The organism is Streptomyces sp. NPDC049687 (genome assembly GCF_044465285.1).
GTDB lineage: Bacteria > Actinomycetota > Actinomycetes > Streptomycetales > Streptomycetaceae > Streptomyces.
The window spans coordinates 926544-942925 of the sequence record NZ_JBITLN010000002.1 but is presented as its reverse complement, the minus strand read 5'-3'; the positions used below and the strand labels follow the sequence as shown (position 1 = coordinate 942925).

Genomic DNA, 16382 nt, shown 5'->3' with positions numbered 1-16382 from the left:
CCTCCCCGAAAGGCTTGACCAGTGAGCACCGAAGCGTACGTGTACGACGCGATCCGCACCCCGCGCGGGCGCGGCAAGGCGAACGGCGCCCTGCACGGCACGAAGCCCATCGACCTCGTCGTCGGCCTCATCCACGAACTGCGCACCCGCTTCCCGGGCCTCGACCCGGCCGCGATCGACGACATCGTGCTCGGTGTCGTCGGCCCGGTCGGGGACCAGGGCTCCGACATCGCACGGATCGCGGCCATCGCGGCCGGACTGCCCGACACGGTGGCGGGCGTGCAGGAGAACCGCTTCTGCGCCTCGGGCCTGGAGGCCGTCAACCTGGCCGCCGCCAAGGTCCGTTCGGGCTGGGAGGACCTGATCCTCGCCGGTGGCGTGGAGTCGATGTCCCGGGTGCCGATGGCCTCGGACGGCGGTGCCTGGTTCAACGACCCGATGACGAACCTGTCCGTCAACTTCGTGCCGCAGGGCATCGGTGCCGACCTCATCGCCACCATCGAGGGCTTCTCGCGGCGGGACGTCGACGAGTACGCGGCCCTGTCGCAGGAACGGGCGGCGACGGCGTGGAAGGAGGGCCGCTTCGACCGCTCCGTCGTCCCGGTGAAGGACCGCAGCGGTCTGGTCGTCCTCGACCACGACGAGCACCTGCGCCCGGGCACCACCGCCGACTCCCTCGCCAGGCTGAAGCCCTCCTTCGCGGACATCGGCGAGCTGGGCGGCTTCGACGCGGTGGCGCTGCAGACGTACCACTGGGTGGAGAAGATCGACCACGTGCACCACGCGGGCAACTCCTCCGGCATCGTCGACGGCGCCTCCCTGGTGGCGATCGGCTCCAAGGAGATCGGCGAGCGCCACGGACTCACCCCCCGCGCGCGGATCGTCTCCGCCGCCGTCTCCGGCTCCGAGCCGACCATCATGCTCACCGGCCCCGCGCCCGCCACCCGCAAGGCCCTGAGGAGGGCCGGTCTGACCATCGACGACATCGACCTCGTCGAGATCAACGAGGCGTTCGCGGCGGTCGTCCTGCGCTTCGTGAAGGACATGGGCCTGTCCCTGGACAAGGTCAACGTCAACGGCGGCGCCATCGCCCTGGGCCACCCCCTCGGCGCAACCGGCGCCATGATCCTCGGCTCGCTCGTCGACGAACTCGAACGCCAGGACAAGCGCTACGGCCTCGCGACCCTCTGCGTCGGCGGCGGCATGGGCATCGCCACCGTCGTCGAGCGCGTCTGACCACCCCAGCGGAACCTCAGAGACTTCTACGGAGACCCCGTCATGACCGAGAGCACCACCATCCGCTGGGAACAGGACCGCACCGGCCTCGTCACCCTCGTCCTCGACGACCCGGACCAGTCCGCGAACACCATGAACGCGGCCTTCCGCGCCTCCCTCGCCGCGGTCACCGACCGCCTGGAGGCCGAGAAGGACACCATCCGCGGCATCATCCTCACCTCGGCCAAGAAGACCTTCTTCGCCGGCGGCGACCTGCGCGAACTCATCCGTGTCACCCCCGAGAGCGCCCAGGAGCTGTTCGACGGCGGCCTGGAGGTGAAGCGCAACCTCCGCCGCATCGAGACCCTCGGCAAACCCGTCGTCGCCGCCCTCAACGGCGCGGCCCTGGGCGGCGGCTACGAACTCGCCCTCGCCTGCCACCACCGCGTCGCCCTCGACGCCCCCGGCGCGAAGTTCGGCTGCCCCGAGGTCACCCTCGGGCTGCTCCCCGGAGGCGGCGGCGTCGTGCGCAGCGTACGCCTGCTGGGCATCGCCGACGCCCTGCTGAAGGTCCTCCTCCAGGGCACCCAGTACAGCACCCGGCGCGCCCTGGAGAACGGTCTGATCGACGAGGTGGCCACCACCCCGGACGAACTCCTGGCCAAGGCCCGCGCCTTCATCGAGGCCCACCCCGAGTCGCAGCAGCCCTGGGACCGGCCGGGCTACCGCATCCCCGGCGGCACGCCCGCCCACCCCAAGTTCGCCGCCAACCTGCCCGCCTTCCCGGCCACCCTGCGCAAGCAGACCAACGGCGCCCCCTACCCGGCCCCGCGCAACATCCTCGCCGCGGCCGTCGAGGGCGCCCAGGTCGACTTCGAGACCGCCCAGGTCATCGAGGCGCGCTATTTCGTCGAGTTGGCCGCCGGGCAGACGTCGAAGAACATGATCCAGGCCTTCTTCTTCGACCTCCAGGCCGTCAACTCCGGCGTCAACCGCCCCAAGGGCGTCGAGTCCCGCCGGGTCCGCAGGGCGGCCGTGCTGGGCGCCGGGATGATGGGCGCCGGCATCGCCTACTCGTGCGCCCGCGCGGGCATCGAGGTCGTCCTGAAGGACGTCTCCCTGGAGGCCGCCGTCAAGGGCAAGGACTACTCCGAGAAGCTGTGCGCCAAGGCGGTCTCCCGCGGCCGTACGACCCAGGAGAAGGCGGACGCGCTGCTCGCCCGCATCACACCCACCGCGGACCCGCAGGACCTGGCCGGCTGCGACGCCGTCATCGAGGCCGTCTTCGAGGACACCGCCCTCAAGCACAAGGTCTTCCAGGAGATCGAGCACATCGTCGCTCCCGACGCCCTGCTGTGCTCCAACACCTCCACCCTCCCCATCACGGCCCTCGCCGAGGGCGTCGAGCGACAGGACGACTTCATCGGCCTGCACTTCTTCTCGCCCGTCGACAAGATGCCGCTCGTCGAGATCATCAGGGGCGAGCGCACCGGCGACGAGGCGCTCGCGCGCGCCTTCGACCTGGTCCGCCAGATCAACAAGACCCCGATCGTCGTCAACGACTCGCGCGGCTTCTTCACCTCCCGGGTGATCGGCCACTTCATCAACGAGGGCGTCGCCATGGTCGGCGAGGGCATCGAGCCCGCCTCGGTGGAGCAGGCGGCCGCCCAGGCGGGCTATCCGGCCAAGGTGCTGTCCCTGATGGACGAGCTGACCCTCACCCTCGCGCGCAAGATCCGCAACGAGACCAAGCGGGCCGTGGAAGAGGCCGGCGGCACCTGGCCCGGACACCCCGCCGAGGCCGTCATCGACCGCATGGTCGAAGAGTTCGGCCGCACCGGCCGCAGCGGGGGAGCCGGCTTCTACGAGTACGGCGAGGACGGCCGGCGCGCCGGACTGTGGCCGGGGCTGCGCGAGCACTTCACGCGCGCGGGCGCCGAGATCCCCTTCGAGGACATGCAGGAACGCATGCTCTTCGCCGAGGCCCTCGACACCGTCAGGCTCCTGGAGGAGGGCGTCCTGACCTCCGTCGCCGACGCCAACATCGGCTCCCTGTTCGGCATCGGCTTCCCCGGCTGGACCGGCGGGGTGCTGCAGTACATCAACGGCTACGACGGCGGACTCCCCGGATTCGTGGCACGCGCGCGTGCACTCGCCGAGCGCTACGGCGACCGCTTCACCCCGCCCGCGCTGCTGGTGGAGAAGGCGGAGCGGGGGGAGATCTTCACCGACGCCCGCTGACCCACCACCCTCCCGGTCTGGGAGGGCATGTGTCCAAGGCGACCAGGCCCTCGTCGGCCTGACGAAGTAGCAGCTCACGGCCGCTGTCAGTGGCATCGCCTACGGTGGCGTCATGCCGGAGATCACTTATGTCCGGGGCGACGCCACCGTTCCCTCCGTGAAGGGCACCAAGGTGATCGCCCATGTCTGCAACGACATCGGGGGATGGGGAAAGGGCTTCGTCCTGGCACTCTCGCGCCGCTGGCCGGAGCCGGAGGCGGCGTACCGCGCCTGGCACCGCGAACGCGCCTCGAACGACTTCGGCCTGGGCGCCGTGCAGTTGGTCCAGGTGAAGCCGGACGTCTGGGTCGCCAACATGGTGGGCCAGCGCGGCATCCGCACGGGCAGCAAGGGTGTCCCCGTGCGCTACGAGGCGATCGACACGGCACTGGGCCGGCTGGCCGACCGGGTCGTCGAGCTCGACGCGTCGGTGCACATGCCACGGATAGGCTGCGGCTTGGCCGGCGGCAAGTGGTCCCGGGTGGAACCGCTGATCATCGAGCGGCTGGTCCGGCGGGGGATCTCGGTGCGGGTGTACGACCACGGGGAGGGCCGGAGTTGAGACGTGAGACCGACGTTCTCGTCCTGGGCGGCTCGGGTGTGGACACGATCGTCCGGGTGCCGGAGCTGCCGCTCCCGTACGCCGACAGTTACATGATCGACAGCGGGATCCACACCCGTGCCGGGCAGACCGGCGACTTCGTGGCGCTGGGCCTCGCCGTGGCGCTGATCGTCGCCGGTACCGACAAGGACCTCATCGACCCGCCCGCCGACACCCCGACCCTCACCCTGGACCTCGCCCGCACCTCGGCCCGGCTCCCGTTCGTCGGCGGCGCCGTCGCGTTCGCCGCGGCCACGGCCGCACCACCGACGGCGACACCGGATGCCGGTCGCCTGGACGGCGTACGCGTACCGCCCCAGACGTACCGGATCCCTTGGGACGGTCCTCCGGGGCGTGTTTCGGAAGTCCCGTCCGGTCGCCGGGAGGCCGACACCATTTTCGCAACACGCCCTCTAGAAGGGGGCGGCCAGCCGGGCCGCCTCCTCCGCGCATCCCCAGGCCACCGTCACGCCCGCCCCACCGTGCCCGTAGTGGTGCACCCTCACCCGCCCGTCCGGCAGTACCTCCCGCTCCAGCCGCACCGCCGGCCGGGCCGGCCGCAGACCCACCCGGTGCTCCAGGACCCGCGCCCCGGCCACCTCCGGCCGCAGCGCGGCACAGCGCCGTACGATCGCCTCCGCCACTGCCGGATCCGGCTCCAGGGACCACGCGCCGTCGTCGGCCGTGCCGCCCAGCAGCAGCCGCCCCGGCTGGGGGAAGAGGTAGGCCATCTCCCCCTCGCGGGTGGTGGAGACGGTCCAGGTGCGCACACCGGGGTTCTCCACGACCACCAGCTGCCCGCGCACGGGCCGCACCAAGGGGTCCGCGACCAGGTCACGGGCGCCCAGCCCCGTGCAGTTGACCACGACCGGCGCATCGGCCTCCGCCAGGTCGGACACGGTCCGCTCCTCCACCGTGCCGCCCGCCCGCAGCAACCGCTCCCGCAGCCACGGCAGATGCACCGCCATGTCGATCAACGGCAACCGCGCCCATACGGCTGTCCCGGCCCCGTACTCCCGCGCGGTGGCCCGGCGCAGCACGCCCAGTCGGCCCGCCGCCCAGCCCTCGACGTCCGCCAGGTCGGCCCCGCCCATCGCCCCGTCGACCAGGCGCACCCCGGTCGCCTCGGGCCGCCCGGCCAGCTCCTCGTACACCTCCAGGGAGCGCAGCGCCCAGGCCCGCGCCGACGCCATCGGCTCGATGTGGTAAGGCCACCACAGCGCGCCCGCGACGGCCGAGGTGGTCCGCTCGGCCGGCTCCCGCGTCCACAGCCGCACCCGCCGGCCGCGCTCGGCGAGGACGACGGCCGTCGCCAGCCCGATGACCCCGCCGCCCACCACGACGACTTCGCCGTTCCTCTGACTGTTCACGTCCGGACGGTAACCGACCGCACCCGGGACGGCGACGGGGCGCGAACCGCGGCACTAAGATCTACGATCTGATGACTGCCACCCTCGTCGCCAAGAACCTCGCCGCCGGGCACGGCGACCGCTCCCTCTTCTCCGGGCTCGACCTCGTCGTCGCCCCCGGTGACGTGATCGGGCTGGTCGGTGCCAACGGCGCGGGCAAGTCCACCCTGCTGAAGCTGCTCGCCGGGCTCACCGCGCCCGAGCAGGGCGAGCTGAGGCTCTCCCCGCCGACCGCGACGGTCGGCCACCTGCCCCAGGAGCCGGAGCGCCGCCCCGGCGAGACCGTCCGGGAGTTCCTGGCCCGCCGCACCGGCGTCGCCGAGGCGCAGCACGCCATGGACGAGGCGACCCAGGCCCTGGTCGACGGGGCCCCGGGCGCCGACGACGCGTATGCGACGAGCCTGGAGCGCTGGCTCGCCCTCGGCGGCGCCGACCTCGACGAGCGGGCCGAGGAGATCGCCGACTCCCTCGGTCTCGGCGTCGGCCTGGACCAGCCGATGACGTCCCTGTCCGGCGGCCAGGCCGCCCGCGCGGGCCTCGCCTCCCTCCTTCTCTCCCGCTACGACGTCTTCCTCCTCGACGAGCCCACCAACGACCTCGACCTGGACGGCCTGGAGCGCCTCGAACGCTTCGTGACCGGTCTGCGCGCCGGCACCGTCGTCGTCAGCCACGACCGCGAGTTCCTCACCCGCACCGTCACCAAGGTGCTCGAACTCGACCTCGCCCAGCAGCGGATCAACCTCTACGGCGGTGGCTACGACGCCTACCTGGAGGAGCGGGACGTGGCCCGCCGGCACGCCCGCGAGGACTTCGAGGAGTACGCCGACAAGAAGGCGGCACTCCAGGACCGTGCACAGGTCCAGCGTTCCTGGATGGACAAGGGCGTGAAGAACGCGCGCCGCAAGGCGGGCAACGACAACGACAAGATCGGCCGCAAGTTCCGCAGCGAGGCCAGCGAGAAGCAGGCCGCGAAGGCCCGGCAGACCCAGCGCATGATCGAACGACTGGAGGTCGTCGAGGAGCCCCGCAAGGAGTGGGAGCTGCACATGGAGATCGCGGCCGCCCCGCGCTCCGGCGCCGTGGTCGCCACCCTTCGCGACGCGGAGGTGCGCCGCGACGGCTGCACCTTCGGCCCGGTCACCCTGCAGATCGACTGGGCGGACCGGGTCGCGGTCACCGGCGCGAACGGCGCCGGCAAGTCGACGCTGCTCGGCGCGCTCCTCGGCCGGATCCCGCTGGACGCCGGCCACGCGGCGCTCGGCTCGGGCGTCCTGGTCGGCGAGGTGGACCAGGCACGCAAGCTGTTCCACGGCTCCGAGTCGCTGCTGGACGCGTTCCGCGCGGCCGTCCCCGACACCGAACCGGTCGAGGTCCGCACCCTGCTGGCCAAGTTCGGCCTGAAGACGGACCATGTGCTGCGCCCCGCCGCCACCCTGTCACCCGGCGAACGCACCCGCGCCGCCCTCGCCCTGCTCCAGGGCCGGGGCGTCAACCTCCTCGTCCTCGACGAGCCCACGAACCACCTCGACCTCCCGGCGATCGAGCAGCTGGAGTCGGCCCTCGACGCCTACGAGGGCACCCTCCTCCTGGTCACCCACGACCGCCGCATGCTGGACGCGGTCCGGGTCACCCGACGGCTGGAAGTCGCGGACGGCAAGGTGACGGAACGCTAGGTGTCCTGTCCCGGCAGGCGTGATCCGCCGGACAGGCCCTGGCCGGCGTCCCGCGCGGCCCGCTCCACACGCTCCCGGTGGGCGTCCCACCAAGAAGCGTCCCGGTCGGGCGTGTTGAGCCCGCGGGGCCGCTGTCCGACCGCTCCGTCGATCAGCTCCCGCACGATGTCGGCGTGCCCGGCGTGCCGCTGGGTTTCGGCGATCATGTGGGTGAGGCTGTGATGCAGGGTCAGTTCGCCGCCCCCGGGGATGCGGCCGACCGCGTCCAGGGGCAGCGCCGCGATCGTCTCGTCCGCGTGCGCACAGGCCCGCCGGTAGAGTCCGACGATGTCCTCGCGTGTCTCGTCGGACCTCGCCCACAGGTCGGCGTTCGGCTCGGCGTCCCCGGTGATCCACAGCGGTGGGCCCTCGAACGGCCGGCCGTAGGCCGCCCCGAAGTACAGCGCCTCGGCTCCCGCGACGTGCTTGACCAGGCCCAGCAGATTGGTGCCGGTGGGCGTCATGGGACGGCGTACGTCGTACTCGGACAGCCCGTCGAGCTTCCAGAGCAGCGCGTCGCGGGCATCCCGCAGATACGTCCGGAGATCGGTCTTGGGATCGCGGTCGGTCATACGATCAGTCTGTCGACTTCAAGATCTCCGACAACCGGTTTTCAGGAGAGGCGGGTCGCCAGCCCGGGGTAGTCGACGACGAACCCCTCCGCGTCGAACTCGACCTCACTGCGGAAGGTCCCTGAGACGAACCGGACCCGAGCGCCCCGCTCGCCCGCCCCGAGATACGTGTACGTCTGCCACGACGGCCGCACGGTCAGCGCCGGCACCGACACCCACGCCATCAGCAACCGCCGCTCGCCGGGCCCCCGGTGCAGCCCGTGCCGGAGCACCGGCATGGTGTTGGTGAGGGGGCACAGGCCCAGATCGCAGTCGACGGCCTCCCGGAACCCGGGCAGCCGCTCCCCGTCGGCCGTCCAGCCGCCGTGCCCGTCGTGCCGCAGATCGAGCGTCCTGGTCCGCCCGGCCGTCTCGACGGTCACCCGCAGTCGCCGCGTCACGAAGCCCGGACCGGTGTCGAGGTCGTACGACACCCAGTACGGCTCCGGGACCGTCCCGACCGCACGCCCCCGCGCGCGCAGTACACCCCCGCCGGTCTCGGTCCACGCGGTCTCGTAACCGCCGCTCGCCATGACGTTCCAGGTGAGGACACGTGAAGTGCTCATACCGTCACTGTAGGAGCGGGCCGGGCCGACGGTGCCCGGCCCGCGTCGCTCAGCCGCGGCCCTTCTTCGGGTCGAGCAGGCCCGCCCGGCGCAGCGCGTCGGCCATCGCGCTGTTGGCCGGTGCCGACGCCTGCCGTGCGCCGGCACCGCCCCCGCGCTGGCCGCCGTTCCCGCCGCGCCGGTCGCCCTGCTGCCGCTGCTGCGGCGGACGCCCGCCGCCCCGCTGCGGCCGGCCCTCGCCCGAGGGGCCGCCCTTGGGGGCCGCCTCGTCGTCCAGCCGGAGCGTCAGCGAGATCCGCTTGCGCGGGATGTCGACGTCGAGGACCTTCACCTTGACGATGTCACCGGGCTTGACCACGTCCCGAGGGTCCTTGACGAACGTCTTCGACAGCGCGGAGACATGCGCCAGGCCGTCCTGGTGGACGCCGACGTCGATGAACGCCCCGAAGGCCGCCACGTTGGTCACGACGCCTTCCAGAACCATCCCGGGCGCCAGGTCGGAGATCTTCTCGATGCCCTCCTTGAAGGTGGCCGTCCTGAAGGCGGGACGCGGGTCGCGCCCGGGCTTCTCCAGTTCCTTGAGGATGTCGGTGACGGTCGGCAGACCGAACGTCTCGTCCACGAACTCGGTGGGCCGCAGCGAGCGCAGGACGCCCGTGTTGCCGATGAGGGAGGCCACCTCCTGGCCGGAGGTCTTCACCATGCGCCGCACCACCGGGTACGCCTCCGGGTGCACGCTGGAGGCGTCCAGCGGGTCCGTGCCGCCACGGATGCGCAGGAAGCCCGCGCACTGCTCGTATGCCTTGGGTCCGAGCCGCGGCACCTTCTTGAGCTCCGTACGGGAGGTGAACGGCCCGTTGGCGTCCCGGTGCGCCACGATGTTCTCCGCGAGTCCGGAGGTGATGCCGGAGACCCGGGAGAGCAGCGGCGCCGAGGCCGTGTTCACGTCCACGCCCACGCCGTTCACACAGTCCTCCACCACCGCGTCCAGCGAACGCGACAGCTTCACCTCGGACAGGTCGTGCTGGTACTGACCGACGCCGATCGACTTCGGGTCGATCTTCACGAGCTCGGCCAGCGGGTCCTGGAGCCGGCGTGCGATGGACACCGCGCCGCGCAGGGACACGTCCATGTCGGGCAGTTCCTGCGAGGCGAACGCGGAGGCCGAGTACACGGAGGCGCCCGCCTCGGACACCATCACCTTGGTGAGCTTCAGCTCCGGATGCTTCGTGATCAGCTCACCGGCGAGCTTGTCGGTCTCGCGGGACGCCGTGCCGTTGCCGATCGCGATCAGTTCGACCGCGTGCTCTTTGGCGAGCCGCGCGAGCTTGGCGATCGCCTCGTCCCACTTGTTGGCCGGGACGTGCGGGTAGATGACGTCCGTCGCCACCACCTTGCCGGTCGCGTCGACCACCGCGACCTTCACACCCGTACGGAAGCCGGGGTCCAGGCCCAGCGTCGCACGCGTGCCGGCCGGCGCGGCGAGCAGCAGGTCGCGCAGGTTCGCGGCGAAGACGTCGACCGCCTCGTCCTCGGCGGCGGTACGCAGCCGCAGCCGCAGGTCGAGGCCGAGGTGGACGAGGAGGCGGGTGCGCCAGGCCCAGCGGACCGTGTCCGTCAGCCACTTGTCGGCCGGACGCCCCCGGTCGGCGATCCCGAACCGCGACGCGACGATCCCCTCGTACGACGACGGCCCCTCCGTGGGCTCCTCGGGCTCCAGGACGAGGTCGAGGACCTCCTCCTTCTCGCCGCGCAGCATCGCCAGGATCCGGTGCGAGGGCAGTTCGGTGAACGGCTCGGCGAAGTCGAAGTAGTCGGCGAACTTCGCGCCCGCCTCCTCCTTGCCGTCGCGCACCTTGGCGGCCAGCCGGCCGCGCTTCCACATCCGCTCACGCAGTTCGCCGATCAGGTCGGCGTCCTCCGAGAACCGCTCGGTCAGGATCGCCCGCGCGCCGTCGAGCGCCGCCTGCGGATCGGCGACACCCTTGTCGGCGTCGACGAACGCGGACGCGGCGGCGAGGGGATCGACGGTCGGGTCGCCGAGCAGGCCCTCGGCCAGCGGCTCCAGACCAGCCTCACGCGCGATCTGCGCCTTGGTGCGCCGCTTGGGCTTGTACGGGAGGTAGATGTCCTCCAGCCGCGCCTTCGTCTCGGCGCCGCGGATCTGCGCCTCCAGGGCCTCGGTGAGCTTGCCCTGCTCGCGCACCGACTCCAGGATCGCCGTCCGCCGCTCCTCCAGCTCCCGCAGATAGCGCAGCCGCTCCTCGATCGTGCGCAGTTGCGCGTCGTCGAGCATCTCGGTCGCTTCCTTGCGGTAGCGGGCGATGAAAGGCACCGTCGAGCCGCCGTCGAGCAGCTCCACGGCGGCCTTCACCTGCCGCTCCCGTACGCCGAGCTCCTCGGCGATCCTGCCTTCGATGGACCCTACTTCGATGGACCCGGGTGTCGTCACGATCCCGTACCGCCTTCTCCACTGAGGTTGCGCGGCAATTGTGGCAGGTGGGACCGACAACCGGGGATCAGGGCGCGGTCATCGGGCCGGTCATCAGGCCCGGCGGCTCCTGGTGGAGCTCGAAGCGCCGCCGAAAAGGCGGGCCAGCGCCCGGAAGGGCAGCGTCACCACGGTGGCGATGGCGCCACCGATCTGCCGCAGCACGTCTGCGATCGCACGGAACACGAGATTCCCCTTTCTCTCTGCTTTCTCTCTGTTTTCCCTCTGTGGTCTGGCCCGGCCGACGCGGCCCGGCAAGATCCGAGTACCTCCCCCTGGCCCGGCCATGCCGACCCGGGCCATGGCAGAAAAGGTGGGGAACTCGTCATTGCCGCCCTGGCCGCACGACGCGAAGAATCGGTCCCATGGCGCAGCGAACCGTCCTCGTCGTCCTCTTCGACGGCGTCCAGAGTCTCGACGTCACGGGCCCCCTGGAGGTCTTCACGGGCGCCGGGCAGCACACGCCGGGCAGCTACCGCGTCCGTACCGCCTCCCTGGACGGAGCTCCCGTGCGCACCTCCAGCGGTCTGACCCTCGTACCGGACGAGGCGCTCACCAGCGCGTGCGCCCCGCACACCCTCGTCGTCCCGGGCGGCCGGGGCACCCGCCGCCCGGACACGCCGCCGCTCATCGGCTGGCTGCGCGACAACGCCCCGCGCACGCAGCGCCTAGTCTCCGTATGCACCGGGGCGCTCCTGCTCGCCGAGGCGGGCCTGCTGGAGGGCCGCCGGGCGACGACCCACTGGGCGTACTGCGACAAACTCGCCCGTGACCATCCGGCCGTCGAGGTCGACCCCGACCCGATCTACGTCCGTGACGGCGACGTCTACACCTCGGCCGGCGTCACCTCCGGCATCGACCTGGCGCTCGCCCTGGTCGAGGAGGACCTCGGGCGGGACGCGGCGCTGGCCATCGCCCGCCACCTGGTCGTCTTCCTGCGCCGGCCGGGGAACCAGGCCCAGTTCAGCGCCCAGCTGGCCGTCCAGACCGCGCGACGGGAGCCGCTGCGGGAGGTCCAGCAGTGGATCACCGAGCACCCCGCCGCCGATCTGAGCGTCGAGGCGCTCGCCGCCCGCGCCCGGCTCTCGCCCCGCCACTTCGCCCGTGCCTTCCACACCGAGACCGGCACGACCCCCGGCCGCTACGTCGACCGGGTCCGCCTGGAGCACGCCCGCCGGCTCCTGGAGGACACGGCCGACGGCGTCGAGGAGATCTCCCGCGCCAGCGGCTACGGAACCCCCGAGGGCATGCGCCGCGCCTTCGTCAAAGCCCTCGGGACGGCCCCGGCGGAATACCGCCGCCGGTTCCGGCCCGCCCCCGTCCGCTGAAGTCCCCCGAGAGGAACCCGATGCAGATCGCCTTCGTCGTCTACGACCGCTTCACCGCCCTCGACGTCGTGGGGCCGTACGAGATCCTCTCCCGCACGCCGGGCGCGGAGACCGTGTTCGTGGCCCCGGAGAGAGGACCGGTCCGCACGGAGACGGGCTCCCTCGCGGTCACCGCCGACCGGGCCCTGTCCGAAGTCCCCGCCCCCGACGTCGTGGTGGTCTCCGGCGGGCCCGGCCAGAGCGCCCTGATGGACGACGAGCCTCTCCTGGACTGGCTGCGCACCGCTGACGCCACCAGCACCTGGACGACGTCCGTGTGTTCCGGATCGCTGCTGCTCGCCGCCGCGGGCCTGCTGGAGGGCCGCCGTGCCACCTCGCACTGGCTGGCCCTGGAGCAGCTCGCGGTGTTCGGCGCCGAACCCACCGGCGAACGGGTCGTCTTCGACGGCAAGTACGTCACCGCGGCCGGCGTCTCCTCGGGCATCGACATGGGGCTCGCCCTGCTCGGCCGCATCGCCGGCGACGACCACGCCCGGGCCGTACAGCTGGGCACGGAGTACGACCCGCAGCCGCCCTACGACGCCGGTGCCCCGCACAAGGCTCCAGCGCACCTCGTCGACGCGCTGCGCGCCCGCAGCCGGTTCATCCTGACGTAGGCCAGGTGAAGCGCGGCTCCCTGCCCTCCAGGAACGCGGTGACGCCCTCCGCGGTGTCGCCGCTGCCGCGTGCCTGCGCGGCCCAGTGGGCGTCGCGGTCGGTGCGGCCGTTCGCGAACTCCTTCGCGGCGGCCTGCGTCAGCCGCGAGCGCGACACCAGGATCCGCGTGAACTCCGCGACCCGCTTGTCGAGTTCGTCCGAGGGCAGCACCTCGTCGATCAGACCCGTGCGCAGTGCCCGCTCGGTGTCGATCAACTCACCGGAGAACAGCAGGTACTTGGCGGTCGCCGGACCGACCAGCGCGACCAGCCGGCGGGTCGCGGAGGCCGGGTAGACGATGCCGAGCTTCGCCGGCGTCACCCCGAACAGCGCGCCCTTCTCGGCGAACCGCAGATCGCAGGCCGCCGCCAGCTGCGCGCCCCCGCCCACGCAGTGCCCCTTCACGGCCGCCAGGGTGGGTTTCGGGAACGCCGCGACGGCCTCCTCGGCCAGCACCGCGAGAGACTGCGCCTCTTGGGTGGAGCCCCGCAGCGTGGAGATCTCGGCGCCTGCGCAGAAGGTGCCGCCCGCACCCGTCAGCACCAGCGCCCCCACCTCGGGATCGGCGGCCAGCGTGTCCAGCAGCGGGGGCAGCCCGGCCCACATCGCGGCCGTCATGGCGTTGCGCTTCGCCGGGTGGTGCAGGACGACGGTGGCGACCCCGTCGGTGACGCCGTGCAGCAGTTCGGGCTCCATGGCCCGGATGCTAACCCCGGGCAGGACAACCCGAACAACGCGCGAACCCGGCATCGAGGCGACAGGAACCTTCCCCCACAAGGCCAGGTCGTACGGAAGAGGTCGGAAACGCTCGATAATCGCTGACTTCTGTTCAGTCATCCGGAGGGGAGCGTCTCGTTACCAACACTCGACGTGTGGTGACAATCGAGCGCGAGGGTGGCGACCGGACGATGGACAACCACGGGCGCGGGCCCGACCCACGCCCAGAGGGCGGCACGGACGCACCTCTCGAGTCCGTGGAGGACCCGGGGCCGCCACCGCTGCCCTACGAAGGCGTCTGGCGGTTCACCGCACCCGCCGTGGACGCCTCGGTCCCGCAGGCGCGACACGCGGTGCGGGACCTGCTGCACCGCCAGGGCGTGCCCGTCTCGGACGACCTGGTCCAGGGGCTCCTGCTGATCGTCTCCGAGCTGGTGACCAACGCCGTCCGGCACGCGGCGCTGCTGTCACCGACACTCGCGGTGGAGGTGGCGGTCGGGGCCGAGTGGCTGCGGGTGGCCGTGGAGGACAACCACCCCTACCGCCCGACCGCCCTGGTGGCCGACCACGACGAGACCAACGGCCGGGGACTGCTCCTCGTACGGGAGATCACCCGTGAGGCGGGAGGGGTCTGCGACGTCGAGCACACCGCCGGCGGCGGCAAGGTGATCTGGGCCGCCCTGCCGCTCAAGCCCGTCCGGACGGGCTGAGGGTCACCACCCGGCCGACGGCCCCGTCAGTTCCCGCACGGCGGGCCGGGCCGCGTCCAGCACGGTCATGAACCAGGAGGAGAAGGTGTCCTTCGCGTGCCGCTCGGCCAGGTCGGCGGGCGTCACGAAGGCCGTCTCGCCGACCTCCTCGGGGTCCGGCCGCAGCGGCGACTGCACCAGCCCGACGAACAGGTGGTTGTACTCCTGCTCGACCAGACCCGACGCCGGGTCCGGGTGGTTGTAGCGGACCGTGCCGGCCTCGGCGAGCAGCGACGGGGACACCCCCAGCTCCTCGAAGGTGCGCCGCGCGGCCGCCGCGAACGGCGCCTCGCCGGGGTAGGGGTGACCGCAGCAGGTGTTGGACCACACACCGGGGGAGTGGTACTTGCCGAGGGCCCGCTGCTGGAGCAGCAGCCGACCGCGTTCGTCGAAGAGGAACACGGAGAACGCGCGGTGCAGCCGCCCCGGCGGCCGGTGGGCGGCGAGCTTCTCCTCGGTGCCGATCGTCACGCCGTTCTCGTCGACCAGTTCCAGCAAGATCGCGTCCGCTGTGCCGTTCGACGAGCTGTGCGTCGCGGTGGCAGGTGTGATCGGCATACCCATCCTTAGCATCGGTCCTCGCGTCCCCAGTCTGCCGTACGCGCCCGGCCCTCCCGGCGCGTCGCGTGAACGCCGCGCAGGTCCCTCGCGCGGCGACCGGCCCCGCGGGTGATCTTGCCCGGCGTCCCGGAACGGGAACCGTCCTGAACGCGTGTGCGCATCATCACGGGGGTGCGAACCGGCTCGGTGGAGAGCCGTGCCTCGTGCTGCGCGTGGCCGCTCGGCTCCCGGCGTGATCGTCCAGGCGTGCGGATTGCGCACGTTCTCCACCCGTCCAGGACGAGCATGCGGGCCCGCACCTCCGCCATGTCGACGTCCTTCGGGGCGGGGTATCCCGCAACAGGGCGGTGAACACCCTTGCCCTATGCCCGGCGGTGGTGGAGCCGCCAGCCCCGCCAGGCCGACTCCACCATCTCGGGCACCCCGCGCCGGGCCGTCCACCCCAGCTCCCGCTCGGCCAGCTCGGCCGAGGCGACCGCGCGCGGCGCGTCCCCGGGGCGTCGCGCCTCGACCACCGGGGAGCGGGTGTCGCCGGTCACCTCGCCGATCAGCGTGACCAGTTCCCGCACCGAGACGCCCTCGCCGCGCCCGATGTTGACCGTCAGGTCCCCGGACACCTCCGGCGCCGACAGCCGCCGGGCCGCCGCCAGATGCGCCTCGGCCAGGTCGGCGACATGGATGTAGTCACGGACGCAGGTGCCGTCCGGAGTCGGATAGTCGTCGCCGAAGATCCGCGGTGCCTCGTCGCGGGTCAGCCGGTCGAAGACCATCGGGACGATGTTGAAGACCCCGGTGTCGGCCAGTTCGGGCGACGCCGCCCCGGCCACGTTGAAGTAGCGCAGGCAGGTCGTCGCGATGCCGTGCGCCTGCCCGGCCGCCCGCACCAGCCACTCCCCGGCCAGCTTGGTCTCGCCGTACGGGTTCACCGGGGCGCACGGGGTGTCCTCCGTGATGAGGTCCACGTCCGGGTTGCCGTAGACGGCCGCGGACGAGGAGAACACGAAACGCCGCACACCGGCCTCGCCCACCGCCTCCAGGAGTGTGGCCAGACCGCCGACGTTCTCCCGGTAGTAGCGGGTGGGCTGCGCCACCGACTCGGCGACCTGCTTGTGGGCGGCCAGGTGCACCACGCCCGTCACCGCCTGCTCGGCCAGGACCTGCTTGAGCAGGACGGCGTCCAGCGACGAGCCGCGGACGAGCGGGACGTCCGCCGGCAGCCGGGACGGGAACCCGGCCGAGAGGTCGTCCAGCACGACGACGCGCTCCCCGGCCCCGGTCATGGCCCGCGCCACATGTGCCCCAATGTATCCGGCTCCGCCGGTGATCAGCCACGTCATGGCCGCCCAGCCTATGCCGACCTCCGACGACGCCCGCAATGTCCCCGATGCCGTTTCCGGAGGTGCGCGGTTTGTGGGGTGGGCCGCCGATCACCGATGATGATCTCGG

Annotated in this window: 15 protein-coding genes and 1 pseudogene; 8 read left to right on the top strand and 8 right to left on the bottom strand. The window is 72.2% G+C overall.

Annotated features, from left to right (window positions below):
* Positions 1-21: 21 nt before the first annotated feature.
* From ACIBVL_RS09370 to ACIBVL_RS09355, 4 genes and pseudogenes are all read left to right on the top strand, one after another.
* Entirely contained in the window at positions 22-1236 is a 1215-nt protein-coding gene (locus tag ACIBVL_RS09370) for an acetyl-CoA C-acetyltransferase (RefSeq protein ID WP_399094408.1), read from the top strand.
* A 42-nt stretch (positions 1237-1278) separates the two neighbouring features.
* Positions 1279-3456, top strand: coding sequence for a 3-hydroxyacyl-CoA dehydrogenase NAD-binding domain-containing protein (locus ACIBVL_RS09365; RefSeq protein ID WP_399094405.1), 2178 nt, complete (start codon positions 1279-1281; stop codon positions 3454-3456).
* 112 nt (positions 3457-3568) lie between these two features.
* Positions 3569-4057, top strand: a complete 489-nt coding sequence (locus ACIBVL_RS09360) for a macro domain-containing protein (RefSeq protein ID WP_399094402.1) — start codon at positions 3569-3571, stop codon at positions 4055-4057.
* A pseudogene (locus ACIBVL_RS09355) lies at positions 4054-4212 on the top strand (adenosine kinase); the annotation flags it as partial. The gene ACIBVL_RS09360 and the pseudogene ACIBVL_RS09355, both read left to right, overlap by 4 nt.
* A gap of 297 nt (positions 4213-4509) precedes the next feature.
* On the opposite strand, the gene ACIBVL_RS09350 reads toward ACIBVL_RS09355, so the two are convergent.
* Positions 4510-5466, bottom strand: coding sequence for an FAD-dependent oxidoreductase (locus ACIBVL_RS09350; RefSeq protein ID WP_399094399.1), 957 nt, complete (start codon positions 5464-5466; stop codon positions 4510-4512).
* 71 nt (positions 5467-5537) lie between these two features.
* Here ACIBVL_RS09350 and ACIBVL_RS09345 point away from each other — a divergent pair, with 71 nt between their 5' ends.
* Positions 5538-7178, top strand: coding sequence for an ABC-F family ATP-binding cassette domain-containing protein (locus tag ACIBVL_RS09345; RefSeq protein WP_399094396.1), 1641 nt, complete (start codon positions 5538-5540; stop codon positions 7176-7178).
* Here the strand turns inward: ACIBVL_RS09345 and ACIBVL_RS09340 are convergent.
* The 4 genes from ACIBVL_RS09340 to ACIBVL_RS09325 all read right to left on the bottom strand — a co-directional run bounded on the left by ACIBVL_RS09340 (position 7175) and on the right by ACIBVL_RS09325 (position 11071).
* On the bottom strand, positions 7175-7789 hold the full coding sequence (locus ACIBVL_RS09340; protein ID WP_399094393.1) for a DinB family protein: 615 nt from the start codon (positions 7787-7789) through the stop codon (positions 7175-7177). The two genes, ACIBVL_RS09345 and ACIBVL_RS09340, sit on opposite strands and share 4 nt — an antisense overlap.
* Before the next feature lie 41 nt (positions 7790-7830).
* The gene (locus ACIBVL_RS09335) at positions 7831-8394 is read right to left on the bottom strand and encodes a putative glycolipid-binding domain-containing protein (RefSeq protein ID WP_399094390.1); all 564 of its coding nucleotides are present in this window, start codon (positions 8392-8394) and stop codon (positions 7831-7833) included.
* 49 nt (positions 8395-8443) lie between these two features.
* The gene (locus ACIBVL_RS09330) at positions 8444-10846 is read right to left on the bottom strand and encodes a Tex family protein (protein WP_399094387.1); all 2403 of its coding nucleotides are present in this window, start codon (positions 10844-10846) and stop codon (positions 8444-8446) included.
* 93 nt (positions 10847-10939) lie between these two features.
* Positions 10940-11071 carry an LPFR motif small protein gene (locus ACIBVL_RS09325; protein ID WP_252100478.1) on the bottom strand — a complete coding sequence of 44 codons (132 nt, stop codon included), beginning with the start codon at positions 11069-11071 and terminating at the stop codon, positions 10940-10942.
* Between the two features lie 179 nt (positions 11072-11250).
* Between ACIBVL_RS09325 and ACIBVL_RS09320 the strand changes: the two genes are divergently transcribed.
* Together ACIBVL_RS09320 and ACIBVL_RS09315 are read left to right on the top strand one after the other, a co-directional pair.
* The gene (locus tag ACIBVL_RS09320; RefSeq protein WP_399094382.1) at positions 11251-12213 is read left to right on the top strand and encodes a GlxA family transcriptional regulator; all 963 of its coding nucleotides are present in this window, start codon (positions 11251-11253) and stop codon (positions 12211-12213) included.
* A gap of 20 nt (positions 12214-12233) precedes the next feature.
* Positions 12234-12869, top strand: a complete 636-nt coding sequence (locus ACIBVL_RS09315; RefSeq protein ID WP_399094379.1) for a DJ-1/PfpI family protein — start codon at positions 12234-12236, stop codon at positions 12867-12869.
* Here ACIBVL_RS09315 and ACIBVL_RS09310 read toward each other — a convergent pair.
* Positions 12856-13605 carry an enoyl-CoA hydratase/isomerase family protein gene (locus ACIBVL_RS09310; protein ID WP_399094376.1) on the bottom strand — a complete coding sequence of 250 codons (750 nt, stop codon included), beginning with the start codon at positions 13603-13605 and terminating at the stop codon, positions 12856-12858. The two genes, ACIBVL_RS09315 and ACIBVL_RS09310, sit on opposite strands and share 14 nt — an antisense overlap.
* 212 nt (positions 13606-13817) lie before the next feature.
* Between ACIBVL_RS09310 and ACIBVL_RS09305 the strand changes: the two genes are divergently transcribed.
* A complete protein-coding gene (locus ACIBVL_RS09305) occupies positions 13818-14336 on the top strand; it encodes an ATP-binding protein (RefSeq protein WP_399094875.1) in 519 nt (172 codons plus the stop codon).
* Between the two features lie 3 nt (positions 14337-14339).
* Here the strand turns inward: ACIBVL_RS09305 and idi are convergent, their stop codons facing one another.
* Positions 14340-14933: an isopentenyl-diphosphate Delta-isomerase gene (gene idi / locus ACIBVL_RS09300; protein WP_399094373.1), complete on the bottom strand. Its 594-nt coding sequence runs from the start codon at positions 14931-14933 to the stop codon at positions 14340-14342.
* Between the two features lie 365 nt (positions 14934-15298).
* On the bottom strand, positions 15299-16273 hold the full coding sequence (galE, locus tag ACIBVL_RS09295) for a UDP-glucose 4-epimerase GalE (protein ID WP_399094370.1): 975 nt from the start codon (positions 16271-16273) through the stop codon (positions 15299-15301).
* Positions 16274-16382 lie beyond the last annotated feature (109 nt).

Excerpts from the sequence above, each read along its gene's own strand:
- ACIBVL_RS09365 (WP_399094405.1), top strand. The coding sequence starts at position 1,279 with ATGACCGAGAGCACCACCATCCGCTGGGAACAGGACCGCACCGGCCTC.
- ACIBVL_RS09360 (WP_399094402.1), top strand. The coding sequence starts at position 3,569 with ATGCCGGAGATCACTTATGTCCGGGGCGACGCCACCGTTCCCTCCGTG.
- ACIBVL_RS09345 (WP_399094396.1), top strand. The coding sequence starts at position 5,538 with ATGACTGCCACCCTCGTCGCCAAGAACCTCGCCGCCGGGCACGGCGAC.
- ACIBVL_RS09340 (WP_399094393.1), bottom strand. The coding sequence starts at position 7,789 with ATGACCGACCGCGATCCCAAGACCGATCTCCGGACGTATCTGCGGGAT.
- ACIBVL_RS09335 (WP_399094390.1), bottom strand. The coding sequence starts at position 8,394 with ATGAGCACTTCACGTGTCCTCACCTGGAACGTCATGGCGAGCGGCGGT.
- ACIBVL_RS09320 (WP_399094382.1), top strand. The coding sequence starts at position 11,251 with ATGGCGCAGCGAACCGTCCTCGTCGTCCTCTTCGACGGCGTCCAGAGT.
- ACIBVL_RS09315 (WP_399094379.1), top strand. The coding sequence starts at position 12,234 with ATGCAGATCGCCTTCGTCGTCTACGACCGCTTCACCGCCCTCGACGTC.
- ACIBVL_RS09310 (WP_399094376.1), bottom strand. The coding sequence starts at position 13,605 with ATGGAGCCCGAACTGCTGCACGGCGTCACCGACGGGGTCGCCACCGTC.
- ACIBVL_RS09305 (WP_399094875.1), top strand. The coding sequence starts at position 13,818 with ATGGACAACCACGGGCGCGGGCCCGACCCACGCCCAGAGGGCGGCACG.
- idi (WP_399094373.1), bottom strand. The coding sequence starts at position 14,933 with ATGCCGATCACACCTGCCACCGCGACGCACAGCTCGTCGAACGGCACA.
- galE (WP_399094370.1), bottom strand. The coding sequence starts at position 16,273 with ATGACGTGGCTGATCACCGGCGGAGCCGGATACATTGGGGCACATGTG.